This is a genomic window from Pseudomonas syringae group sp. 247E2 (assembly GCF_032587795.1).
Lineage (GTDB): Bacteria > Pseudomonadota > Gammaproteobacteria > Pseudomonadales > Pseudomonadaceae > Aquipseudomonas > Aquipseudomonas amygdali.
Window position 1 is genome coordinate 832,885 of record NZ_JAWHPK010000001.1, and the last position, 24,793, is coordinate 857,677.

15 protein-coding genes and 4 pseudogenes are annotated in these 24,793 nt (G+C 57.1%); 7 read left to right on the plus strand and 12 right to left on the minus strand.

From position 1 onward, the window contains the following. Positions 1 to 1,128 carry a GNAT family N-acetyltransferase gene (locus RYC18_RS03800; protein WP_005743250.1) on the plus strand — a complete coding sequence of 376 codons (1,128 nt, stop codon included), beginning with the start codon at positions 1 to 3 and terminating at the stop codon, positions 1,126 to 1,128. 271 nt (positions 1,129 to 1,399) lie between these two features. On the opposite strand, the gene RYC18_RS03805 is transcribed toward RYC18_RS03800, so the two are convergent. The 4 genes from RYC18_RS03805 to RYC18_RS03820 all read right to left on the minus strand — a co-directional run bounded on the left by RYC18_RS03805 (position 1,400) and on the right by RYC18_RS03820 (position 5,762). Then, positions 1,400 to 3,232, minus strand: coding sequence for an ABC transporter ATP-binding protein (locus tag RYC18_RS03805; RefSeq protein WP_005732280.1), 1,833 nt, complete (start codon positions 3,230 to 3,232; stop codon positions 1,400 to 1,402). A 102-nt stretch (positions 3,233 to 3,334) separates the two neighbouring features. Further along, positions 3,335 to 3,898, minus strand: a complete 564-nt coding sequence (locus tag RYC18_RS03810; RefSeq protein WP_010201022.1) for a peptidylprolyl isomerase A — start codon at positions 3,896 to 3,898, stop codon at positions 3,335 to 3,337. Between the two features lie 138 nt (positions 3,899 to 4,036). Further along, positions 4,037 to 4,825, minus strand: coding sequence for an alpha/beta fold hydrolase (locus tag RYC18_RS03815; RefSeq protein WP_005779362.1), 789 nt, complete (start codon positions 4,823 to 4,825; stop codon positions 4,037 to 4,039). Between the two features lie 13 nt (positions 4,826 to 4,838). Next, a complete protein-coding gene (locus RYC18_RS03820; RefSeq protein ID WP_002554785.1) occupies positions 4,839 to 5,762 on the minus strand; it encodes a LysR family transcriptional regulator in 924 nt (307 codons plus the stop codon). Positions 5,763 to 5,829: 67 nt separating this feature from the next. On the opposite strand from RYC18_RS03820, the gene RYC18_RS03825 reads away from it, so the two are divergent. Continuing rightward, positions 5,830 to 6,144 carry a hypothetical protein gene (locus RYC18_RS03825; RefSeq protein WP_005743256.1) on the plus strand — a complete coding sequence of 105 codons (315 nt, stop codon included), beginning with the start codon at positions 5,830 to 5,832 and terminating at the stop codon, positions 6,142 to 6,144. A 302-nt stretch (positions 6,145 to 6,446) separates the two neighbouring features. On the opposite strand, the gene RYC18_RS03830 is transcribed toward RYC18_RS03825, so the two are convergent. Next, on the minus strand, positions 6,447 to 11,279 hold the full coding sequence (locus tag RYC18_RS03830; RefSeq protein ID WP_410478345.1) for a M10 family metallopeptidase C-terminal domain-containing protein: 4,833 nt from the start codon (positions 11,277 to 11,279) through the stop codon (positions 6,447 to 6,449). 265 nt (positions 11,280 to 11,544) lie between these two features. Here RYC18_RS03830 and RYC18_RS03845 point away from each other — a divergent pair, with 265 nt between their 5' ends. Then, entirely contained in the window at positions 11,545 to 12,423 is an 879-nt protein-coding gene (locus RYC18_RS03845; RefSeq protein ID WP_005779368.1) for a carboxylate/amino acid/amine transporter, read from the plus strand. Between the two features lies 1 nt (position 12,424). Here RYC18_RS03845 and RYC18_RS03850 read toward each other — a convergent pair whose 3' ends face one another. Together RYC18_RS03850 and RYC18_RS03855 are read right to left on the minus strand one after the other, a co-directional pair. Further along, on the minus strand, positions 12,425 to 13,159 hold the full coding sequence (locus tag RYC18_RS03850; RefSeq protein WP_058408521.1) for an SDR family NAD(P)-dependent oxidoreductase: 735 nt from the start codon (positions 13,157 to 13,159) through the stop codon (positions 12,425 to 12,427). A 75-nt stretch (positions 13,160 to 13,234) separates the two neighbouring features. Then, a complete protein-coding gene (locus RYC18_RS03855) occupies positions 13,235 to 13,780 on the minus strand; it encodes a Bro-N domain-containing protein (protein WP_316883374.1) in 546 nt (181 codons plus the stop codon). A 532-nt stretch (positions 13,781 to 14,312) separates the two neighbouring features. On the opposite strand from RYC18_RS03855, the pseudogene RYC18_RS03860 reads away from it, so the two are divergent. The 3 genes and pseudogenes from RYC18_RS03860 to RYC18_RS03870 all read left to right on the plus strand — a co-directional run. Continuing rightward, positions 14,313 to 16,547: pseudogene (locus RYC18_RS03860) on the plus strand (DUF6531 domain-containing protein); the annotation flags it as partial. Positions 16,548 to 16,780: 233 nt separating this feature from the next. After that, positions 16,781 to 17,356, plus strand: a complete 576-nt coding sequence (locus RYC18_RS03865; protein ID WP_016980518.1) for a DUF1349 domain-containing protein — start codon at positions 16,781 to 16,783, stop codon at positions 17,354 to 17,356. An 805-nt stretch (positions 17,357 to 18,161) separates the two neighbouring features. After that, positions 18,162 to 18,239: pseudogene (locus RYC18_RS03870) on the plus strand (DUF1349 domain-containing protein); the annotation flags it as partial. A 56-nt stretch (positions 18,240 to 18,295) separates the two neighbouring features. Here RYC18_RS03870 and RYC18_RS03875 read toward each other — a convergent pair. The 5 genes and pseudogenes from RYC18_RS03875 to RYC18_RS03895 all read right to left on the minus strand — a co-directional run bounded on the left by RYC18_RS03875 (position 18,296) and on the right by RYC18_RS03895 (position 24,281). After that, entirely contained in the window at positions 18,296 to 18,733 is a 438-nt protein-coding gene (locus RYC18_RS03875) for a DUF3757 domain-containing protein (RefSeq protein ID WP_316883377.1), read from the minus strand. Positions 18,734 to 19,858: 1,125 nt separating this feature from the next. Next, complete coding sequence (locus RYC18_RS03880; RefSeq protein ID WP_316883378.1) at positions 19,859 to 20,989, minus strand: SEL1-like repeat protein; 1,131 nt, start codon at positions 20,987 to 20,989, stop codon at positions 19,859 to 19,861. 290 nt (positions 20,990 to 21,279) lie between these two features. Further along, positions 21,280 to 21,921, minus strand: coding sequence for a DUF4279 domain-containing protein (locus RYC18_RS03885; RefSeq protein WP_316883379.1), 642 nt, complete (start codon positions 21,919 to 21,921; stop codon positions 21,280 to 21,282). Then, positions 21,872 to 22,122 (minus strand): annotated as a pseudogene (locus RYC18_RS03890) (hypothetical protein). Before RYC18_RS03890 ends, RYC18_RS03885 begins: the two are co-directional and overlap by 50 nt. A gap of 38 nt (positions 22,123 to 22,160) precedes the next feature. Further along, positions 22,161 to 24,281, minus strand: a complete 2,121-nt coding sequence (locus RYC18_RS03895) for an alpha/beta hydrolase domain-containing protein (RefSeq protein WP_316883381.1) — start codon at positions 24,279 to 24,281, stop codon at positions 22,161 to 22,163. Positions 24,282 to 24,548: 267 nt separating this feature from the next. Between RYC18_RS03895 and RYC18_RS03900 the strand changes: the two are divergent. Further along, a pseudogene (locus RYC18_RS03900) lies at positions 24,549 to 24,758 on the plus strand (transposase); the annotation flags it as partial. Positions 24,759 to 24,793 lie beyond the last annotated feature (35 nt).

Here is a 24,793-nt window from a genome sequence, read left to right on the forward strand (position 1 = left end):
ATGCCCGTTCACGTTATCGACAACCTAAGCACCGTTGCGCCTGCTCAATGGGACGCACTGGTGCCGGGCAATCAGCCGTTCCTGCGGCATGCCTTTCTCAGCGCGCTGGAAGACAGCGGCAGCCTCGGGCCACGCTCCGGTTGGCGTGCCGAACATGTGCTGCACTACGAAAACGATCAACTGGTTGCGGCATTGCCGGCCTACCGGAAGTGGCACTCGTACGGCGAATATGTGTTCGATCACGCCTGGGCAGACGCCTGCCGTCGCGCCGGAATCGCCTATTACCCCAAACTGTTGGTCGCGGTGCCGTTCAGCCCGGTTGGCGGCTCACGCATCCTGTCGGCAACGCCTCAAGGCGGCATGGAGTTGCTCAGCGAGCTGCCGGCCTATCTGCAGAGCGAGGGGCTGTCGAGCGCCCATGTGAATTTCACCGACCCGGCTGCCGATGCCTTGCTTGAATCGCAACCGGGCTGGCTGCAGCGCTTTGGTTGTCAGTTTCATTGGCATAACCGGGGTTACCGCGACTTTCAGGACTTTCTGGACGCATTGAGTTCGCGCAAGCGCAAGCAGATGCGCAAGGAGCGTGAACAGGTGGCGGGGCAGGGCATCGAGTTTGAATGGCTCGAAGGCGCGCAGATGAGCGAAGTGCTGTGGGACTTTGTCTACGCCTGCTATTCCAATACCTACGAAATTCGCGGGCAGGCGCCATACCTGACACGCGAATTTTTCAGTCTGCTGGCCGAGCGTATGCCCGAATCGATCCGCGTGGTCATCGCCTTGCAGGGCTCACGGCCTGTGGCGATGGCTTTCAGCCTGATCGGTGACGATAGTTTCTACGGGCGCTACTGGGGTTGCCTGGCCGAGTTTGACCGACTGCACTTCGAGACCTGTTTCTATCAGGGCATGGACTACGCCATCGCCCATGGTCTGCAACGATTCGATGCCGGCGCTCAAGGTGAGCATAAATTGATTCGTGGCTTCGAACCGCAGATCACCCGGTCATGGCATTACCTGATGCACCCAGGGTTGAAAGACGCGGTCAGTGAGTTTCTCGAGCAGGAACGCGTCGGCGTACTGGCGTATGCCGATGAGGCGAGGAGTGCGTTGCCGTATCGGCAGACGGACTAGCGGGGGATATGCCTTCCCGCGTGGAGCATCGGCACGAGACTTGAATCTCGTTCCTCACGCTCCACGTGGGAGTGCAGTTCTGGACGCTCTGCGTCCGCTCTTGATTGTGCGGAGCGGCGCAGACTTGTGACGCGGAGCGTCACGAAATGCATGCCAACGCGGAGCATTGGCACGATAGTCATGGGTATACATGGCAGCGGGTAGATCACTGGCCTCTGAAGATCCTGTGGGAGCGAGCTTGCTCGCGAAGAGGCCAGCAATCTCCCCATCCTCAATCCACCCCCACAAACCCACCCGTCTGATGCTGCCACAACCGCGCATACAGCCCGCCGCGGGCCAGCAGTTCGGCGTGGGTGCCGGTTTCGGCGATCTGGCCTTTTTCCAGTACCACCAAGCGATCCATACGGGCGATGGTCGACAGGCGGTGGGCAATGGCGATGACGGTCTTGCCTTGCATCAAGGTTTCCAGGCTTTCCTGAATCGCTGCTTCAACTTCCGAATCAAGTGCCGAGGTGGCTTCATCCATGATCAGGATCGGTGCGTCCTTGAGCAGCACACGGGTGATCGCAATACGCTGGCGTTGACCACCGGACAGCTTGACGCCGCGCTCTCCCACATGGGCATCAAAACCGGTGCGGCCTTCGGAATCCGACAACTGCGGGATGAACTCTTCGGCACGGGCCTTGCGGATCGATTCCCAGAGCTGTTCGTCAGTGGCGTCAGGATTGCCATACAGCAGGTTTTCGCGAATGGAACGGTGCAGCAGCGACGTGTCCTGGGTGATCATGCCGATCTGCGCACGCAGGCTTTCCTGGGTAATCTCGGAAATATCCTGACCGTCGATCAGGATCCTGCCGCCTTGAACGTCATACATGCGCAGCAGCAGGTTCACCAGCGTCGACTTGCCGGCGCCTGAAGGCCCGATCAAACCGATTTTCTCGCCCGGTTTGATGTCCAGGTTGAGGTTGTGAATGATCCCGTTGCCATTGCCGTAATGGAAATCAACGCCATCGAACCGGACGCCGCCGTTTTCGATCTTCAGCGGCAGCGCGCCGGGCTGGTCATTCACCGTGACAGGCTGCGAGATGCTCTCCAGGCCGTCCTGCACGGTGCCGATGTTCTCGAAAATGCCATTGACCACCCACATGATCCAGCCGGACATGTTGACGATACGAATCACCAGGCCTGTGGCCAGCGCGATGGCCCCCACCGAGATCATCGACTGGGTCCACAACCACAGGGCAAGCCCGGTAGTGGTGACAATCAGCACGCCGTTCATGGTGGTGATGGTGGTGTCCATCGATGTGACGACACGGCCAGCCAGCTGGCTTTTCTCGGTCTGGTCACGCATCGCTTCACGCGCATATTGCTGCTCATGATTGGTGTGCGCGAACAGTTTCAGGGTGGTGATGTTGGTGTAGCCGTCGACTATCCGGCCCATGAGCCTGGAGCGCGCATCGGACGACTCCACCGAGCGTTGCTTGACCCTGGGGACGAAGTACATCAGCGAGAGTATGAACGCCACGATCCAGGTGCCCAGCGGGATCATCAGGCGCCAGTCAGCCTCGGCGAACAGCACCATGGCGCTGATCGCGTAGATCAGTACATGCCACAGCGCATCCACCGATTGCACCGCCGAGTCGCGCAGCGAGTTGCCGGTCTGCATGATGCGCTGGGCGATACGCCCGGCGAAATCGTTCTGGAAGAAGTTGACGCTCTGTTTGAGCACGTAGCTGTGGTTTTGCCAACGAATCAGGTTGGTCATGCCGGGGCTGATGGTCTGATGCACCAGCAGGTCGTGCAGGCCGACGAAGATCGGGCGCAGCAGCAGGGCCACCACCACCATCCAGATCAGTTCCGGGCCATGAACGCTGAAAAAATCCTTGGGCGGCGTGGTTTGCGCCAGGTCGATAATGCGGCTCAGGTAGTTGAACAGCGACACCTCGATCAGCGCCCCGATCAGTCCCACGACCAGAAGCGCGAGAAACGTCGGCCATACCTGACGCAGGTAATACATGTAAAACGCGAAGACGGTGTTGGGAGGGGCAGGGGTAGGGGCGTCTTTGAAGATATCGATCAGTTTTTCAAAACGACGATAAAGCATTGGCTATCACACCCACGCGACGTGGGTTCTCCTTGATAAGTGGAGGCTCTCCCGTCCAGACCGCACAAAGCCCGAAGGCTTCATGCGGTGCAGGTTTCCTGCTTAGTCGACGCGTTTGGCGGACTTGATCAGGATCGGGTCGATTGGCACGTTTTCCATGCCTTTCTGAGTAGTGGTGCGGGCGTTGACGATGTTGTCGACCACGTCCATACCCTTGACGACTTTACCGAACACCGCGTAACCGAAGTCACGTGTGCCGTTGTCGAGCATGGCATTGTCGTTGGTGTTGATGAAGAATTGACTGGTGGCCGAGTTAACGTCCGAAGTACGGGCCATGGCAATGGTGCCACGCACGTTGTGCAAACCGTTCTGTGCTTCGTTCTTGATCGGGTCCTTGGTCGGCTTCTGAACCAGTTGCTGGGTGAAACCGCCACCTTGCACCATGAAGCCCGGAATCACACGGTGAAAAATGGTGTTGCTGTAGAAGCCGCTGTCGACGTAACCCAGAAAGTTCTGGGTGCTGACCGGTGCCTTGGTGTCTGCGAGTTCGATTTCAATCTGGCCGAAGCTGGTATCGAGTACCACGTGCGTGGCTTTATCCGGGGCAGCCATCAGGTTGGCGGCGAACAATACGGAGCAGGCGGTGAGGGCGATTTTTTTCAGCATGTGGCAACAGGTCCTTCGGTAAGAGATATCGACTGTGGCCGGCAAGGTAACCACGTTTGGCGTTCTTTGCCCAGCGTGTTAGAGGGTTTGCGCGGCTTCATGCCATAAGCCAGCGCACCTATGGGCTGCACAAGGTTTTCAGACTCCGATGCTGGCCATGAATTCCAGCAGCGTGCGATTGAATTGCTCGGGCTGGTCCAGCGGCGTGGCATGCCGGGAGTCGTTGATGACTACCAGCCGCGCATTGGGCAGGCGTTTGACGTAAGCCTCTTTGAGCGAGACCGGTGTGTAATCGTGTTCGGCCGCGATTATCAGCGTCGGGTAGGTAATGCGCCCCAGTTTGTTTTCCACGCCCCAGCCGACAATGGCATCGAAACTGGCCAGATAGGCGCGCTTGTCGTTCTTGCCCCAACGCTCGGCCATCTTGCGCCGCAGGTCGGCCTGTTCCGGCTTTGGAAACAACAGCTTGCCCAGCGCCTCGCCCAGGGTCTGCATGCTGACGATGCGTGACAGGGTCCAGCGTCTGGCCAATTGCCAAAGGTCGCCTGCGCTTCTGACCTTGACCTGTGGCGCGCTGTTGACGATGCACAGGCTCTTGAGCAGGTGCGGTTGATCGACCGCCAACTGAAAGCCGATCATCCCGCCCATCGACAGGCCGATCAGGTGTACCGGACCCAGACGAAGGTGTTCGATCAAGGCCTCCACGTCATTGCTCATGGCCTGAATGCTGTAGCGCCCGTAGGGTTTGTCCGAGCGACCATGGCCACGCATGTCCATGACGATGACGCGGTATTGACTGACCAGTGCCGGGATCTGATATTCCCAGTCCTGACAACTGGAACCCAGGCCATGTAACAACAGGACGGGTTCGCCCAGACCATACTCTTCATAGTGCAGCGAACAGTCGTCGTGTTCGAAAAAAGCCATGTGCCTACTCCTGTCAGGCGTGTTGTGGAGCAGTGAGTGCCGTGGTCAGTGGTGCGGTGTCGAACGTGCGGATCAGATCGATGAGAATCTGCGTGGCCGGGCCCAGCGACCTGTCCTTGCTGGAGTAAAGATAGAAGGTCGGGTTGCGGCTGCCGCCCTTGTCCAGGCGCAGCGGCTTGAGCAGCCCCTCGCGCAGTTCACGCTCGATCATGTGGCGAGGCAGCCAGGCGAAACCCAGGCCATTGCTGACGAAGGTGGCGGCTGTACCGAGGCTGCCGACCGTCCAGCGCTGCTCCGCGCCCAGCCAGCCGAAATCCCGCGGTTGCTGTCTGCCTGAGTCGCGAATCACTACCTGTAACTGACTTTCCAGATCCTGAAAGGTCAGTTCGCGATTGGCCTGGTGCAGGGCGTGGTCCGGATGAGCGACGGCGACGAACTCGACGGAGCTCATCTCGGTGCCCAGATGCCCGGCAATGCTGTAGCCGCTGATGGCCAGGTCCGCGACGCCTTCCAGCAACACCTCCTCGACACCCGAAAGCACTTCTTCACGCAACCGCACCCGGCAGCCGCGGCTTTGCGGCATGAACGCGGTCAACGCCCTGACCAGGCGTGCCGAAGGATAGGCCGCATCAATCACCAGCCGCACTTCTGCCTCCCAGCCCTGTTCCATATGGTGGGCGAGGTCTTCCAGTTGACTGGCCTGTTTGACCAGTTGCCGTGAACGGCGCAGCAGTACGCCACCGGCGTCGGTCAGCACAGCCTTGCGTCCGTCAATGCGTAATAGCGGCACGCCGAGTTGTTCCTGCATGCGCGCCACGGTGTAACTCACCGATGACTGCGACCTGTGCAGCGCCTCGGCGGCCTGAGCAAAGCCACCGTGGTCAACTACGGCTTGTAATGTGCGCCACTGGTCGAGAGTCACGCGGGGCGCTTTCATGCTGTAATTCCTCTTAATGTGCTGGCTATTTGTTCTACTCTGACAATCCCGCTTCGGAGATCGCCGAATGAATCGACTGTGCTGTGTACTGCTGGTCATGTTGCCTGTGACGGCTTTTGCGTACCCCATCGAGGTCGAAAAGCAGTATCAGGGCGTGAAGATCGATTACGTGACGCACGACGTTTATCACAACATCGGGTCAATCACCGTCAGCAACTACGGGGATGTAGACGCCAAATGTTCGGTGGTGTTCGTCAACGGGCCAGAGGCGCCGCGAACCCGGCGTGTGCAGGTTGGCGCAGGTCAGAGTGTCGACGCTTCATCCACGTTCAATCGCAGCATCATCAAGTTGCGAATCAGGCTCACCTGCCAGCCAGCCTGAGAGTAGAGCGCTCTTATGGATAAAACAAATTTATGGATGGGTTAGGCGAGGGGCTTGAAGTTTTTAATCGATAAATCGATTTTATAACGGGGTCCCCCGTTGCGTTATACGCAATTGTGGCCGAAGACTGTGGGAGCGAACTTGTTCGCGAAAGGGCCGGTATGATCGCCGAAAATGCATCGGCTGAAATACCGTCTTCGCGAACAGGCGAAGCGTCGCCGCTTCGCTCCCACGTCCTTGGGGCAGAAGCCTGAAAGCTCTTGTTCCGGGCTTTCAGGACTTGTGCAATACGCTGGGCACAATCAGACGATGATATCGGCCGCTTGCAGACTCTGCACGCCAGTCAGCTGGATTTCAAAGTCCGCGCCGATGTTGTCATCGAGATTGCCGTACAGCACCCCATCGGCGAAGCGAAGCTCGCCGGTGTTGTTGGCGCTGAACGCCGCGTTGCCAATGAACACGAACGCATCGTGGGCATCGGTCAGCGGTCGGGCATCGAAGCCTGTGAAGTCCAGCTTGTCGCCTTCGGCTGCCTTGAAGCCGTTGATGATGTCGCGCAGGCCGTCCAGGCCTGTCTCGTTGCTGTTGTTGAACACGTAACGGTCTGCACCGGTGCCGCCAATCAGCGTATCAGCGCCTGACCCGCCGATCAGTACGTCGTCACCCGCGCCGCCGGACAAGGTGTCATTGCCACTGCCGCCGTTCAGGACGTTGGCGTTTTTGTTGCCGGTCAACGTGTCGGCAAACTGGCTGCCAGTCAGGTTCTCTGTACCCTTGAGCGTGTCCAACCCAGAGCCGCCGGTGGCCTGTTGAGCGCTGGTGTTCAGCGCAACCGTAACGCCTGCCGTGGCAAACAGATAAGACACCGTGTCATTGCCGTCACGACCGTCCATGACGTTGTCGCCAGCGCCTGCGTAGATCAGGTTATCAAGGGTGTTGCCGGTTGCGTTCGCCGCCCCTGTGCCGGTGATGACGATGTTTTCCAGGTTGGCCCCCAGCGTGTAGCTGGCCAGCGAACTGAGCACCGTGTCGATGCCGCCTACCTGCTGATCTGCGTTGGTCTCGACCACACGGTCGGCTGCATCGTCAACGTAATAACTGTCCGATCCGTCGCCGCCGGTCAGCAGGTCGGCACCCGCTGCGCCGTCGAGAACATTGTTGCTGGCATTGCCGGTGATGACGTTTTTCAGCGCATTGCCGGTGCCGTTGATGGCAGATACGCCGGTAAGCAGCAGGTTTTCCACGTTCGCCCCCAACTGCCAACTGACGGAAGACACCACGGTATCAACCTGCGATGGCGAATCATTGCTCTCGGTGACGGTATCGAGTGCGTTATCGACTACGTAGATGTCGTTGCCGTCCCCGCCGGTCATGTCATCTGCGCCCTGATCGCCATCCAGCACGTCATTGCCGGCGCTGCCCACCAAAGTGTCGTCGTCACTGGTGCCGAAGATGTTGCCGCCTTCATTCTGGCCACTCTCGAAAATGGCGGCCGGGTCGTTGTTGTCGCTGGCATCGCCACGAAAACCCAGGTCATCGGCAATGAAGTCGGCCAGGCGCTGACCGACGATTTCGGCGGACTCTTCGTGCAAGTGCCAGACGTCATCGGGGTAGACCAGCGGGTTGACCTCGTAACGCAACGGCAGGTCGGTGTAGTCAACTGCCAGCTTGACGTCGGCACGCTCATTGGCGATGGCTTCCTGAGCGTTTCTGACGTATCCGGCACCCTCGACAATAGCGTTGATCTTTTCTTCGGTGTAGCCACGTGCCTTGGCCGCTTCAGTCTGATAGTGGCCGGTTTCGGCCATGTACACGGTGAAGTCGCCTATCTGCGCGTGCAGGTAATCGAACACCTTCAGGGTCGAGGCTTTGTACAGGTCGGCTGCAGCCTGCTTGTCCGTGGCGCGGGCTATTTCCTGCGCGGCTTCTTCACCCTGACCCCAGATAATCCCGGTGGTCACTTTGTCGATAGCCGTTAGTGACGTCAGTTGCGACTTGAGAAGTTCGGTTGCACGCAGCAGCGCAGGGCCTGGCTGATCGGTATCCACCAGCCACCACGAAACACGCTGTTCTTCCTGCGTGCCGGTCGAATAGCCGACCACGGTGCTGCCGCCTACGGCAAGGTCGATGCCATCACCGTTGGCGTCGGTGAACTGGCTGCGCACGTCATAATCGGTGTAACGGGCCAGGTCCTTGACCATTTCCGAGGTGCCGGACTGGTTGTCGTCTTCGGTCATGCGCAGCAGGCGTGCGTTGGACTGGCCAAGCGTCGGCAGATAGAGAATCTCCTGAGCCTCGCGCTGGCCGAACACGAAGTCCGCATCGGTCAGGGTGTCGATCAGGTTGCCGCTCAGGGCGATTTCGAAGCGATTGCCGTCGGCATCCGCCGTGGCGGATTTGACATAGGTCTTGTCGCCGGCTTCGTTGAGGGTCATGTACAAGGTGTGATCTTCACCGTTGCCCAGCCCCAGGAAACCCAGAGCAGAGACGTCTATTTTGTCCTGGCCGGGGGTGAAGTCATAGATTGTGTCGGTGGCCGTCAGCCCGCCAGCATCGTAATCGCGGTAGCTGTCGGTGAGTGTGCTGTAGACGAACGTGTCGGCACCGTCTCCACCGTACAATGCGTCGCGGCCAGCGCCACCGTTGATGATGTCGGCACCGGTATCGCCACGCAGCGTATCGTCGCCACCCAGCCCGAGAATGGTGTCGTCACCTTCGGTGCCATACAGCGCTTCCGCATTTTCGGTGCCGGTGAGGGTCCCCGGCGTCACGTTGCCCACATTGATGGCAAAACTGTCGGCCACCGAAGCGCCGGTGGCGTCGCTCGCGGTCAGCAATACCGAGTAAAGTCCGGATGCCGTGCCGCCCGGTGTGCCGCTGAAGGTCAGGGTCTTGCTGTCGAACTTCAACCAGTCGGGCAGGGCGCTGTTATCGGCCAGGGTCGCGCTGTAGGTCAGCGTGTTGCTGTCCGGATCACTGAAACTGCCCGGTTGTACCGCGTAGGAAAACGCCTTCAACTCGGTAACGTTCTGATCCATCAGCGGTGTATTGAGTACCGGGGCCTGATTGGTGGCTGAGGCTGTAGAGAAGATGAAGCTGGACGCGCTCAGTTTGTCGAGCAGGTTGCCTTCCAGTGCAATCTCGAAGCGATTACCGGTGGTGTCGACCGCATTGGTCTTGATATAGGTCTTGCTGCCGTCGGCATTGACGGACAGATAGATAGTGTTGGCACTGCCATCGCCCAGGCCTCGCAGGCCGATGCTGGACAGGTCGATCCGGTCTTCGGCCGGGTTGAAGTCGGTGATGGTGTCGCTTTGCTTGGTGCCGCTGGCGTTGTAATTGCGGTAGCTGTCCAGGCGCGAGTTGTAGATGAACAGGTCCGCGCCCGCGCCACCGGTCAGAATATCGGCATCAGCCCCGCCATTGATGAGATCTGCACCGGCACCGCCATTGATGCGGTCTGTACCGGCGTTGCCGTTCATCACGTCGTTGCCGTCAGTGCCGGTCAGGGTATCGCCGCCCGCAGTGCCTTCGATGACCCGCTGGAAGATGAAATGGCTGGCATTGAGCGTGTCTTTCAGGTTGCCGCTCAGGCCCAGCTCGAATCGGTTGCCGCTGGCATCGGCGTCGAGTGATTTGACGTAAGTGCGGTCCAGTGTGGCGTTGTAGCTGATGTTCAGCGTGCCGCCCTTGCCGCTGCCCAGCCCGCTGAAACCCAGGTTTGACAGGTCGATGCGGTCCTGGCTGACGTCGAAGTCGGTGACCAGATCGGTGGCGCTGGTGGTCGCCGTGCGATAGCTATCGGTCAGCTGGTCGAAGCGAAAAGTATCGGCACCCGCGCCACCGGTGAGCTTGTCGGCTCCCGCACCGCCGACCAGAATATCGTCGCCCGCAGCGCCGTTGAGCGTGTCCTTGCCAGCCAGCCCGAGAATCATTTCATTGGCTGCGCCACCGGTGATCGCATCGTTGGCGTCGGTACCCTGCACGGTGACCAGCGGAAAAGAATCACCGGCAAAGCTGCCGTCACCATAAACCAGTGTCAGGCCTTTGCTGGTGTGGCTGATGGTGTTGCCCACGATGCTGTTGCGATCTGTGCCGTCTTCGTTGCGCTCGGCAACGCCATAGGTGGAGTTGTCGCTGCCGGTGATCACGTTGCCGCGGATCAGGTTGTCGCTGCCGTTGAAATACTTGCCGGAAACGCCCGAAGTGTCGTCATAAGACTGGATGATAATCTCCGGCACCGGGGCGCCGAGGGAGTTGTTGCTCAGGGTGTTATCAAAGACATCCACCCCGGAACTGCCGTAGATGCGCACACCGGCACTGCCGTTGTCGTGAATGTCCAGGCCACTGACAGAGACCTGACTGGACAGCTTGATCAGCACGCCTTCAGCACCGTTGCCATAGACCGCGCCGCCGGTGATGGTGATATTGGCAGGCGAGGGGATGTTTTCACTGCCGCGCTGCACCACGATGCCGGTGCTGCCATTGCCGTAGGCGACGTTGTTGCTCAGGGTGAAATCGTGAGTGCTGGTCACCACGTTGAAGCCGTGACGGTCGTTGTTATAAGCAATGTTATTTTCAAACACGCTGTCGCTCAGGTAATCGGCCACGAAACCGTCCAGGCCGTTGCCATGGGAAACGCTGTTTTTGATCACCATGTTGACGGTCTGCTCGTGCGGGTCGAAGCCATAGCCCGAGCAGTCCTTGATCTCGACGCTGTCGAGCGTAACGTTCGAATCCTTGCCGTCAGAACCTGGAATGTAGCCGTTGAACCAGCCGTCCACCTTGCCGGTGGTGGCGTCCCGGTTACCGTCCAGTGTCAGATTTTTCATGCCGAAGTCGTGGGTTTCTTCGCCGTAGGCGGAACGCACGATGCCGGTGATCTTGGTGTCCGAGCCATCCGCCAGCTTGATGACTGTCTCGCCCATGCCCGCGCCCGATAGGGTCACGTTGCTTTTGAGCATCAGGCAGCCGTCGGAAGGCTCCTCGCCACCGGACACAATGTAGGTCCCGGCTGCCAGCACAACTTCCCCACCACCCGCCGCTGCTGCTGCATCAATAGTGGCCTGAATGGCTGCTGTATCGTCCGTGACGCCGTCGCCCACTGCACCAAAGTCTTTTGTGTTAAATATCATGGTGTTACTCCGGGCGACGAGGATTTTAGGTGATGAAGTCAATATTGCAGCGCCCCGGAGTAAGACCCTCCATTAAGGAAAAGTTGCGTGATATAGGCTATATTTTCGGCGAAACCGACGACATGTGCGTCAAACATACGACTGTCATATTTGTGACGGGTAACGCGGGGCGCGGCGACGGGTTGGCGTCAAAAAGCGGCGGCCGTTGAGTGGACAGTGAGTGACGCAACCGCTATGGTCGCGCCCTTCAAAAATGGGGGCAGGCATGGGTTATCTACTTATCGTCACACTGATTCAGGCGTTTTCATTCAGCCTGATCGGTGTCTATCTGGCCGGGCACGTCGACAGCTATTTCGCGGTGCTGATCCGCGTGGTGCTCGCCGGTCTGGTATTCATCCCGCTGACTCGCTGGCGTCAGGTCGAACCTCGATTCATGCGTGGCATGCTGCTGATCGGCGCGCTGCAATTTGGCGTCACGTATGTCTGCCTGTACCTGAGTTTCAGGGTGCTGACCGTGCCCGAAGTATTGCTGTTTACCATCCTCACGCCACTGCACGTGACGCTGATCGAAGACGCGCTGAACCGGCGCTTCAACCCTTGGGCCTTGCTGGCGGCGATGGTCGCTGTGTTGGGTGCGGGCGTGATTCGTTACGACGGTCTGGACGGCGACTTCCTCGGCGGTTTCCTGCTACTGCAACTGGCCAACTTCACCTACGCCGCCGGGCAGGTGCTGTACAAACATCTGGTGGCGCGCCACCCCAGCGATCTGCCGCATTACCGACGTTTCGGCTACTTCTACCTGGGCGCACTGGCGGTGGTATTGCCCGCGTTCCTGATGTTCGGCAACCCGCAACACCTGCCCGAAGCGCCGACCCAATGGATCGTGCTGCTATTTCTCGGCCTGTGTTCGACGGCGCTGGGCATGTATTGGTGGAATAAAGGCGCGTGCATGGTCAATGGAGGCACACTGGCAGTCATGAACAACCTGCATGTGCCACTGGGACTGCTGATCAATCTGCTGATCTGGAACCAGCATGAAGACTTCACTCGCCTGCTGATTGGTGGCGGGGTGATCGTGGCGTCGGTGTGGATCAGTCGCCTGGGCGTGCGGCGTGTGCCGGAGAGCGTTTCCGGCACGCGTTGAGTCAGACGTGCTGGCCGCCGTTGACGTGAATCTCCGCACCGTTCACGTACGACGCGCCAGCCGTGCACAGGAAGTAGATCAGCGAAGCGACTTCCTCGGGCTTGCCCAACCGGTGCATCGGCACCAGCCGCTCGACAATTTCCGCCGTGCCGGGTGACAGAATCGACGTATCGATCTCGCCCGGCGCAATGGCGTTGACCCGTATCCCGTGCGGGCCGAAATCGAAAGCCATTTCCCGGGTCAGTGCCGACAACGCGGCCTTGGACGTGGCATAGGCGACCCCGGCAAACGGGTGAACCTTCGAGCCGGCAATCGAGGTGACATTGATAATGCTGCCCTTGGCCGCTTTCAACTCGTCAAACAGCCCGCGAGCCAGTAGCGCCGTGGAGAACAGGTTGACGTTGAACACCTTGATCCAGGTGCTGTAATCCGACTCCAAAACGCCCATGCGACCGCCTTCCGCCGTCTTCGGCGAAACTCCCGCATTGTTCACCAGCGCATCCAGACGCCCGCCGAGCTTATCCTTGATCGCCGCCATGCTCGCGCTGACGCTATCGATATCTTCCAGGTCCAGATGGATATGATTGAGCAGACCTTCAGCCCACGGACAGTCATCCACCCAGTTCTGCCTGGACGCCGTGAAAACTTCCCAGCCTGCGGCATTGAAATGCTTGACCGTGGCATGACCAATCCCCCGGCTTGCGCCAGTCAGCAACAGCTTTTTCTTGTCGCTCATGAGTGCGTTCCGGTTTTTGAGGGTGGATGCATAATGTTTTTTGGCGGGCGGGGTGTCAACGCTGTTTGTCCGGTGTCAGGCCGCAGAACGTATGCGGTTAATCCGCCCCAAGACCCTGCGCCATATTGCCCGCTTCGGCTGGGGTGCTGCCTCGGTCACCACATTCGGCATGTCCCGTAAGCGAATCCAGGTTTCACTGCGCCAGTGCAGCACGCTCAGCGAGGTGCCCGGCCACTGCAACTGACTCATTCTGGGGTTATCGAGCGTGAAGTTCTGCTGACCATGCAGCACCGTCAGCACCTCATGCGTCAGCCACTGACGCAACGCGCGGTTTTCCGGCACGTAATGATGAACCAGCAACGCCAGCACGCCGGATTCGCTGATCATCAGCTGCCGCTGGCATTCGCCATTGGCCTGCAACCAGACCTCGCGACGCTGATCGGCATCAAGCTTGAGCGTGGCACGCTCGTCCAGCGCCTTGCCCATCAGACGGGCGAGGTCAGCGAGGGAAAACCATGCCTGGGCATCAGTAAAAATGGCGCGCAGCATGCGGCTGTGACGGAGGAATAGGGTGGCTTCGAAGTGGGGTGTTCGTGGCGTACAGGGGGTTACGTTGAACATGGGTGCAGCTCCTGGATATGAGACTGCCACAAGACGTCGCTAAACGAATGGGTGGCAGCTGTACGAAGGTTAGCGAACCGGTATCCAGGAAACCGGCAGACCCGAAGGTCTCCGACGTACAGCCGCCATAGCACGTGCCTCAAGTCTGGCTCGAAGCAGTGGGTGGGGCGCTGACACGCCTGGATAGAACGGATCGCTAAATCCGGCCGCTGATTTTGCAGCGAGCGGCGGGCAGGTTAGCGTGGTGAGGGTAGGGTGGCAAGGGTGTGGGGTTGAAGCGTAGGAAACGGCATTTTTTTGAGTAGGCACGATGCGATTGTTGTATCTTTTTCGAACTGTGTCGCAGAAATCCAGTGGGTCAGTCGCGTAAAGTATGTCGCAGTAGATGAAGTTGGCCTGACGCTGACCGACCGTAGACCGATAGAGTTCAAGGACAGACAACGTACATGGACTATCAAACGCCGCAATACATCATCAGCCCATCGGGCTGCCTCATTGTTTCTTCTGCTCCGGCCTGGCGGGAGTAGGCGCGATGTTCGAGGCCGCGCGGTTCGGTGACGAAATATCACACTCCAGCGCCCTGGGAGGCTTCCTGATCGGAGCTGTGCTCGGTATTGCGCTCATCGCGACGGTGGCGATCGCGACCTTCACGTGCGGGTTCGGCGTGGCTCTTCTGGCAGGACTTGCAGCAGGCGTCGGAGGTAGCCTGCTCACCGCCGCAGGAGAGGCCATAGGGAGTATGTTTTCCTCCCCCTCCGGTACGATTCTCACGGCCTCGCCCAATGTGTACATCAACAACCGCAAGGCGGCGCATGTTGAAAAAAGCATCGGTGCCTGCGAGAAGCATCCGGGGCCGATCAGGATTGCCGAAGGCTCGACCAACGTCTTCATCAACAGCGTGGCGGCGGCGCGCAAGGGTGACAAACTCACCTGCGGCGCGACCATCTCCAGCGGCTCCAACAACGTGTTCATCGGCGGCGGCAGGTACCGTTACCTGCCGGTAGACGACGAAATTCCTGGCTGGCTGCGCACCACCGTCGATGTGCTGATGGCGGTGGCCGGCGCGGCGGGCGGTATTGCTCAGCTGATCAAAGCCGGAACGCAGGCGGGCATGAAAGCAGTGCTGCCCTGCGCCATGAAGTTCACCGCAGGTTTCGTCGCCGGCGAAGTGGGCAGTCGCTACGTGGTTGAGCCTGTGATGCGCAGTGCCATCGGCGGCCTGAGCGGCAATCCGGTCGACACCACGACTGGCCGCAAGCTGATCCCGGATGAAATCGACTTCAGCCTGCCCGGCCTGATGCCCATCGAATGGTCGCGTTTTTACGCCAGCAATCTGAATGTCGACAGCGTGCTCGGCAAAGGCTGGGTGCTGCCGTGGGAGCAAAGCCTGCGCAAGCGCGGCAGCTTCCTCTACCTTACGGATAACCAGGGCCGCACCGTTCCGTTCGTGGACATAGCGCCCGGCCAGCGCATCTACAACCCTCACGAACAGGTGTATCTGGTCTGCACACAAGGCGGTCACTACCTGCTGCAGACGCTGGACAACATCTTCTTCTACTTCGGCGAAGTGCCTGACGACAACAAACCGGTTCCGTTGGATCGTATCGAAAACGCGCTCGGTCACTTCCTGCATTTCACCCGTACCGAACAAGGCACGCTGACCGACATCAGCGCGACGGGCGGGATCCGCGTGCACCTGCATTACGACGAAGTGACCACGCGCCTGACCTCGGTCAAGCGCATCGTCGACAATGAGGCTGTCGAAACGCTGGTCCAATACCACTACGACAGCAACGGTCAGCTCGCAGAAGTGTTCAACCGCAACGGTGATTCCGTGCGCCGTTTCAGTTACACCGATGGCGTCATGACCCGCCACAGCAACGCACTGGGCCTGACCTGCGAGTACCGCTGGGAAATCATCGACGGCCAGCCGCGTGTCGTCGAACACCAGACCAGCGATGGTGAGCATTTCCACTTCCGCTACGACCGCGAGGCCCGCACCACCTGGGTCACCGACGTACTAGGGCGCGAGCTGGAAATTCATTACAACAAGGACCATCGCGTCACCTCGAGCCGCGACTACAGTGGCGATCACTACGTCATCGAGATCGACGACACCGGCAACATGACCGGGCTGACCCTGCCCGATGGCAACCAGTTGGCGTTCGAGTACGACGAGTTTGCTCGGTTGCTCAAGGAGACCGATCCGCTGGGCCGCAGTATTCGCTACCAGTACCACCACCTGACGACGCTGATCACTCAGGTCGATTACCCAGATGGCAGTACCTGGAAGGCCAACTACGATGCCAAAGGCAACCTCGTTGCCGAGATCGATGCGCTGGGCCACAAGACCGAATACCTCAACGGTGAGGACGGCCTGCCGCACACCATCGTCGACCCGACGCTCAAGTCCAAATACCTGTGGTGGAACAACCTGGCGCAAGTGCAGCGCTTTCAGGACTGTTCGGGCAAAAGCACGCATTACCGCTATGACGAGCGCCACCACCTGGTGGCCGTCACCGATGCACTGAACAACACCACCACGCTGGAACGCAAACCCGACGGCGAAGTGCTGCGTATCAACCACCCGGATGGCACACACGAGACCTTTACCTACAACGAACTGGGCCAGGTCCTGACCCACACCGACGGCAAAGGCCAGACCACCCAGCTGCTGCGCAATGGCCGTGGCCTGCCCAAATGGCGTCAGGATGCCAAAGGCCAGACCATCACCTACGAATACGACAAGGCCATTCGCCTAGAAGCGTCGCGGAGTATAAGGACAGCATGCGTTATCAGGGTGCGGGCTATATGGCCTTGCCAATGGCCATAAAACCGACCAAGGCAAACCCGCATGCCCCAACGGGAGAGCTCAGGGCAGGCCTTGATGATCAGCCACTGAGTAATGTTGCCCTGTAGAATTTCTGTATGGTACGAAAATAGCTGCTGACGATCTGGTTAGTAATCTGTCCTCGGCATGCAGTTCACACAGGAAGCAACATGTTCGACAAAGGCATCTGGCTGAACCAACCCCGACACTGGAACGTGGCGGAAGAGCGCCTGACTGTCACCACAGACCCGCAAACCGATTTCTGGCAGCAGACGCACTACGGTTTCTGCCGCGACACCGGTCATTTTCTGGGTGTTTCGGTGACCGGTGATTTCACTGCGCAAGTGCATGTGCAGGGGGATTTCAAGACGCTTTACGATCAGGCGGGCTTGATGGTCCGCATTGACGAGCGCAACTGGGTCAAAACCGGCGTTGAAGTCAGCGACGGAGCCCTGATGCTGGGCAGCGTTCTGACCTGCGGGCAATCGGATTGGGCGACTGGTGCGTTTGATGAGTCGTCATCCTGCGTCTGGCTGCGAGTCACCGTCGCCAAGGGCGTTATGCGTATTCAGCACTCCAGCGACGGGCTGCGCTGGCCGCTGCTGCGCCTGGCACCATTTCCCGTGAGTGAGTCTTATGCCGTAGGCCCAATGTGCTGCAGCCCGGAGCGGGGAGGGCTGGAGGTAGTGTTCTCTCATTTCGAGGTCATGCCTGCACTGGGTAAGGATTTGCATGATCTGACGTGAGTTGCTTACCGGTAGGCTCTTACCGGCCACTGCTGGCTGCGCATAGGTCTACCTTCGGACCTCAGTTGTGCATAGTTCTGATTCCTCAGCCTTAACTTTCTACAGAAAGTAGCTGTAGTTTAACTATGAGCAGTCGATACCCTCAGGTGTTTTTCCTCTTTGCCTTGGTGTGACCTTGAATAGACCTGTCCTGATTTTTTGCGTGGCTTTTCTTACCGGATGTGTGGGCCACTATCAGCAAGCTAAGTTGACGGAGCCCCACGCCACGATAGAGGCCGCGTGGGGTAAAACTGACTTTCTCCACGAAGGGTTTCAAGGGTACTGGGCTTACTACGATAGTCGTTGCCAAGACACAGATGAGACCGGCGCTCTGGGTGGTGTCTCTCAAACCGACCCTGAAAAGAATCGCTTTCTGATTAAGCCCGAGAAACGCATTTATCTGAATTCACTCATTGTAGGGGTCAAACGACTAGAGGATCGCAATCGGACTTGGGTGCAGATAAGCTGTTTGAACGTCAGCAGCTTCATTCCTAAGGAGGGAGCGACCTATAAGGTGACTCCGTCATCTTTCGACGGCCAATGTTCGTTAGCGGTGATAGATCGGCAGACAGGGAAGCCGCCAGCTTCGCTCATGGTCGAGCCTGTAAGGAAGGAGTGTGGGCTTTAACAGGCCTATACTGAAACGCCCCGCTGGCTTCACCGTAATCATACCCATACCGTGGTGCACGTGAAGCATGTGCCAGGTATCTCGTTGGCGAATGGTTTCACCACTCATTGCATGTGCTGCGTATTCAGCACTCCAGCGACGGGCGCGCTGGAGGTGGTGTTCTCTCATTTCGAGGTCATGCCTGCGCTGGGCAAGGATTTGCATGATCTGACGTGAGTGACTCTTCAGCCGGCCATTGCAGGCCCGCTGAAGAGCGACATGCTCACCTTGTTTTACTTAACAACGGTGAACTTGCAGTTTTCAGGTGATGTTTTTTCACATACGTTATAGACGAGACCCAAAAAACCATTTTCTTTTTTCCAAGTATCGCCTGCAGTTTTCACAGTGAAATCCTTATTGTTTTTAGCGGTGAAGCGCATGTCCAGCATCTCGCGCCCACCGATGTTGTAGGTACAGTATTGCAGCATCTGAGGCGCGTCTGCGCTCTCTTGAATAGCGATGGCCAGTTCAAAGGACTGCACAGGCATTTTCTTTTTTACAACGCCTTGCAGCACGCCGGTCCACTCGCCGTCATTGCCGCTCGCCCGGTATACACCGGGTGAGACCTGCTCGATCTTCTCCACGGCAGGGCAGTTTTCTGCCGCTTGAGAGGTCAGGGACATGCCCAGCAGGCACGTAGCAATTGCGGCGCTGATTAATACTTTTTTCATGATATTCCTTTAATTTAGAATTTAATTCTTGATGTGTTTATATAAGCGTTAGTGCGGATATTTGACGCAGTTGCACAGCGCGTGCTTGTTGTCAGGTACGCCAGTTGGTTGCATGTTTCTGTTTGGTGTGTGGCAGTGGTTTTGTTGCTTATTGTTTCGTCGTTAAAGGCGTGCGTATTTTAGTAAATATTTGATCGTATCCAGTGTGGATGAATTTATCTTAGGCGCTAGAGTGTTTATTGTCTGCACCTTCAGGCCTTAATTGTTTGTAGGAAATGGCGTTGGTTTGTGTGGGGATAGTGGGCTGGCCGATTACTCCTGAAGCCCTGTCCACACAGGCATGGCAAGGCTGCGCGCGGGATGACGACTCGAAACGCCAAGCCGGGGGGGGGGGGGGGGGGGGGCACCAAGGCTTGGTTCGTGAAAGCTAATCCCCACAGGCGTACGCACCAATAATGCCTTTGCGGTATCTGCATAGGGGAACAGAATTCTTTGGCTAACAGGATGGCAGTTATTGCCCACTAGATATAACGCCGAAGCGCTCAGAAATCCTGATCCTTCTTGAAACTCCATTCAAGTATGTGCGCCTCGACCAAGCCAGCGCCATAACTTCATCTTGGCTAACCAGAGGCCATCCTGTGTACCCAGTATTCTAGGATTTCTCTTTCGATATTCAGGGTCATGGGAAAATATCGATTCTGATGGGTAGCGGCGACTAGGCTAGGAAGGTCTGACCTTCGAACTCTCTTTTGGTCAGGCCTGCTTTTAATGACCGCTTTGGGTCGATAGTAGCCCCTCCCCGACGATCCCTCCCAATCACTGCTGGCCTTCAGGTGCCTAAAGAAATCGTTTTCGTAACTTGGGAGACGACATACCAGAAGCGGACCTTGGGCATCCTGCATATAATCAGCTAAAGAGAACTGATTACACGCTGAGTAAAAAATGAATCGTTATAAAAATCAGCTAGTAAAAGCTCAAACCAAAGAGACCAGCGTTGAACTGGAACCCGCAGCAACGAAAAATATCCATTAGAAGGCTGACTGGCTAAAGCTGGCTGCTGAGTCTGTTGAAAGAGGCTTTTGTGTACTCTGAGAGCTTTCCAAGTGTTTCAAGCATCAGCGGAATTCAGGAGTTGGGTTGAGTAGTAACCTCCGTGACATCACCTTCTAGTTCGCTTAAACCCTTAGGGCTCGAATAAAGGGCTTCCCAGACAGATACGTCAGCCAGTTGCTGCGCCGAAAGCGCTTTTTCTTCCTCTTTAAGCTGCACGCGGAGGTCCTCTGCCATATTGTTTGGTAGCTCGTGTTTCAGCGCCACACGCAATAGCCCGCACGCCTTGACCTTGTTACGTTCGAAACCCTGCCCATTATCGAGATGAAAGGCGAGTGCGACAATCGCGGGCGCGCTTCCTTGTTTTGCGGCCTTTAAAAACCAATGGTTCGCCAGTGAGTAATTGAACGCGACATCACCGCCACTGCTGTATAGGTAGCCAAGGACGAATTGAGCGTTAACCCTGCCTTCCTCGGCAGCACGGGTATACCATTGCAATGCGGCGGAAGGATTTTTGGGAACACCAGTGCCATGTAGAGTGGACGCTCCCAACATTTCGTATGCAAGGCTGTTCCCGGAGTTGGCCGCTTCGGTGAGCAATTTCACTGCGTGTTGAGGATCTACCTGAGTACCTTTGCCATAGAAATATAGTGTAGCCAGAAGTAGTTTGGCCTCCGCATCGCCTTGAGCACTTGCCCTGCTGGCCCATTTGAAAGCTTCCTGATCGTCTTTTTCAACGCCGCCGCCGTTGAAATAAAGGGAAGCGAGCTTTTGTTGAGCTTTAACATGACCTTGCTCTGCGGCCTTGCTGAACCACCTCGCCGCTTGGCCAAAATCTGTCTCAGTCGCTACCCCCGCAGTGATTGCGGTGCCCATAAAATACTCGGCATCAGCGTTCCCTCGTTCGGCCGACTCAGTTACCCACTGAAGGCCTTTGGCTCGATCAATATCAACACCACGTCCATAGAAATGAATGAGGCCGAGCTTATACTGAGCAACAGGATCGCCATTTTCTGCGGCGCGTGAATACCAAATCATGGCTTTGCCAGGATTTTTGCCAACGACGAGCCCATCTTCATAGGCGGAGGCGATCAACACAACGAGACTATATGGGCTACGCCAGAAAGTAATGCTGAGGGTGACAAAAAGAAATGCTGCAACGCAAAGGTATAGAGCAACTAAAAACCGGCGCAATTTAAAATCCATCCTTGAAGCGTAGGCGTGGAGTTTATCGAAGCTTATGAGCGCTTTCTATAAACGTCCGCTCTTGGCCGATTGCTGCCAGTCACGACAGGCAGCAATCGGCCAGAAGTAGTCGTTCGAATTCGTCCGTTTCACTCCTTGCCTCGTGAACAAGGACCGTCGTAAAACTCAGAAGGTAGCGCGACAGCTAGCCTGGTGAAAGGCTAGCTTCAGAGTTATCTGAGAAACCAGTAGTAAGGCGATGAAGCTTGGAGCACAGGCCAATTTTGCCCAATTGCTATGCTTCGAAGGCCCTAATTTCGATAGGTATCAATATCTATTGTCGCGCCTACGATGTGGATGAAATCAATGACTGGTAACCCAAAGCCTATAGCTGGCATGGGAGCTTCTTCATCTTGGTCAATCCACAGTACGACCTGAAAAACGCACCTCAGATCAAACTTCTTTTTTGCCTCAACAATCTTTGCAGCAAATGGCGCTAGTCGTGTTACTAACGCTTCCGACATTTCGTATACGTCGATCAAATCGCTTTCTATCCTTCCGTTTGAGACTGACCAGCATGAGTTTCGACGCAGGGGCGCGTCAGGACTGCGCGGAGCTTTCCGAAAAATCTTTGTCGCAGTTAGTCCTACGTACGCCGTCACTTCGTCTGGCTCAAAATTGTCGCCGTACATTGCAAAATATACTTCGCCGGTTGTCGTCATATAAATCCTCATCTCTGTCGTCAGCCGATTCACGACGATGCCTGAAGTGCTGCCTGCGCGACCTACCGCTTCGGGTTGATAGCCATCGGCCGTAGATGACCGCTTTCGACCCAATGCGGCCGGTCGGGAGGGGTAGAATCGAGCAGTGCCCATGGTGCGGTGATAGCCAAGTTCCTGTGTGTTAAGCACATTTGTGGGTGAGAGGGGGAGGCAAAGGTGTTCCATCCTCATAGGAGCCTAATGTTTTCCGTGCACGTACACTAGCTCCTCAACCTGCACATACGGCAAGTCCTCGGTGAACAACGAGATGGTTAAAGTGTTGTTAGCATCACATCGGAACACCTCAGCACACACCTGCCCAGTCGCGTCGATGAGTTCAATCCCGAGACCATCCCTTATCACATCAGAAGCAATCTGAAACAGAAAGTCCATGTATTCCTCCTTTGTAGTGGTCAATTGGTCACCCCTGCTCAAGGCCCTACACGCACACCTTTCTCCTGTGCTTCCTTCACAAGCCGCTCACGGTCTTCAGGAAGTAGCATCCGCGCTTCAACCAGCGAGTCTGCAGCTTTACTCACTGCAGACACATAAGCCTCCTTCGTGGGGTAGCGTTCCTCCAGGGAAGGGCGAGGGTCTCCGGCCACGATTCGCTCTTTCTTCGTCGTGGCAAACGGGAGGAAGCTGCCTTGGAAGTTGCAAAAGCCGCCATCAAAAAACTCGGGCCTGAAGGTGTTCCAACCCGTGTAAGTCCCGATGGGAGCACCCAGATACACATCCCGAACGCCACCCACATCAATTCCGTCTGCATCCACTTGAGGTACCAAGAGGCCGTAACTGCCAACCCCCGATTTCGGCGGCTCGTTGGTGAGAATTCCAGAGCTGTCTTCGGGACGAAAACCAGGTCCAAAATCAAGCACTTGCAGGCTATTGACGGCACCGGTATAGCGGAGCGCGGGGCGCGTGACGCCGCCATAATTGGTCGCGGGGATGAGCGGGAAACTGACCCTGTCCGCCGGCACCAGTGTGCCGTCCGCCACAGAGGGCTTTATCGAAGCGGGCGGTGTTGTCTCATCACGTACCCAGCCGACGAGGTTGATGAACGCTGCGCGCATTGTCCAGGTGTGTGGGTTTGGATTTGATTGAACCTGGCAAAGCCCAAAGGGTGGGTTAGCCGGGAGTGGCAAAGACGGCGGGGCATGCTGTGTACTTGCCATAATAAAAGTGCGGACGTTTTCCGGTTCATGTGTATCGCGCAAGCCGAGTGGGTCGGTAAGGCCAAGCGACTGGCGTCCCTCCCAAAGTTCAAGGGCCGTTGCCATGTGGAATATCAGAGGGCAGGTGTTGTTATCGTTGCAGCGATCCAGCAAACCCTGCGAGCGTCCGGTAATGGGATCGGTTTCCCGGCCATAGGTAAACGGGAAATCGTAAGCAGGGTAGTCATGATCGACCTGCTGGCCCCACGCCCGGCCAGGCTGAGCAAATCGGATGTTGAGCGGCATCAGGCCGCCACCGATATGCGGCATCGCACCGTCATAGACCCGATGACCTTCCTCGCTACGGTTGAACCCCAGCGCGATCATGCTGCGGATGAATCGCCCTGATTGTGATGAGCCCGTGATAATCGACTTGACCTTAGGCCCATGCACTACAGGGTTGGGCACACCGGCATCGTCATGCTCCGCCTGCTGGAAAAACGCACCAACATCCCGTGCGATAGCAAAACCAATACCCATTACCGCCGGCTCCTTGGCCCGGTAAATCAGCTCGTAAAGCTTACCGGGCTGAAAACCAGCGGGTAGGCATATCCGGGTTTCGCTCGGCGTATTGCAATCGCCAAACTTCCAGTCATTCACTGAAATTTCCTGCCTGGGCGCATTTGCCCGCGAACGCACCGTCAACGTCGGACGAAAGCCATCCGCGAGCACTTTGGTATTGTTGGTTTCAACCGATTTGTAGCTCGTATGAGGCGGCGTGGAGGTGAACCAACCTGCGGACAGGTTGAGGCTGACGGTCGGTGAGAGCGTGGTCAACTCACTGCGCACCACACCTGTTACCGGCGATCCATCAGTATTTATGGCCGTCGGCAATTGCACCATCATGCGGTTGTCGCCCGGTGCAACGTCACTCTGCCAGGCAAACGCGATCAGCGTCGTACCCTGGCGCTGTAGAAAACCGTCCCCAGCGATTTCGAAGTTGTTGAACGCTGCTGGACTACCCCGCATATCAGCATTGAACAATAACATCGCGCGCTTGGAGCCTCGATTTGGCACATCAAATAGAAGAATGTCATTCGATTTGGCCACGTTAGCGGGACGCAGGATTGCAACATCAGTCGTGTATTCAACCATCCCGCGCCCGTTACGGGGTGCAAGTTCGATATCTTGAATAATCTTGTTTCCAGAGGCTTTTGGGTCTAATTCACCATGAGCACGCGCAAAGACGCGTTCGTAAGCCCCTGTATTCCCGAAGCTTTCGCCTCCGAAAGCGGGTTCGGTCCGCAGGATCTCCAATTGTGTAATACGGGCTTGGGCGGGGGCTGCAACGATCATCATGGCGCTTGCAAACGCTGCAGCATGAAATAGGCGATTCATCTTTACCCTCGATTTTTCATTTTTTTATAGATGGCTTTTGATGCTCTGATAGCAATGTTTGTACAGATCAAAAGGCTTCAGGCATAGCCCGCAGCTAGCGGTTATCATGAATCGTAAGCGTTCCGAGAGCACGCCCAGCCAATTCCAGCTGGCTGGGTGAGGTATGTACCTATGGCCTATTCCAGGATTGCGCGCTGAGCCTGGCGTAGTGATCTAATGATTCCGCACAATAATTTAGGCGAGAATATCGCCAGATAGAGGTGTCCGGTGACCAAACAACGCCGTACCTTCTCCATTACGTTAAAGCGAGAGGCCGCAGGCCTTGTGCTCGATCAAGGCTATAGCCATATCTAAGCCTCCCGCTCGCTTTGAGCAGTCGAGTCTAAGCTGCGTCGCTGGGTGAGTCAGCTCTAGCAGGAGCACAATGGCTTAACGTCTCAAAGCCTCAAAGCCTTAAGCGACGGTGTCGGGAAGGTGTGTTGCCCGGATGGTTACTGATGAACGCTTCCGAC